1 protein-coding gene is annotated in these 272 nt (G+C 30.9%); it reads right to left on the minus strand.

Going from position 1 to position 272, the window contains the following annotated elements; all coding sequences use genetic code 11:
* Positions 1-3: 3 nt before the first annotated feature.
* On the minus strand, positions 4-272 hold a 269-nt coding region (locus Q5762_RS38420), incomplete at its 5' end, for a hypothetical protein (RefSeq protein ID WP_315896952.1).

Genomic DNA, 272 nt, shown 5'->3' on the forward strand with positions numbered 1-272 from the left:
TTACTATTGATTATTTAATTGGAACTCTATCAATTTATCTGTGGCTTGTAAATAATAGATAGGTATAGGTTCATGTGACTGTGAAATTATATTATTCTCCATAAATGATCCGTAAACAGGAAGGTTTTCAGCACCAGTCTTTCCAATTACAATATTTGATTCTACTCCTGTATTAACCCGTAGCGCTATTTTATTGACGACATTATTTTTAAATCGACCATCTAATCTATGATCTGTCTGTTCGTTATAAGGTTTTGTTACGTAAGTAAAGA

The organism is Streptomyces sp. P9(2023), assembly GCF_032436795.1.
In the GTDB taxonomy this organism is placed as follows: domain Bacteria; phylum Actinomycetota; class Actinomycetes; order Streptomycetales; family Streptomycetaceae; genus Streptomyces.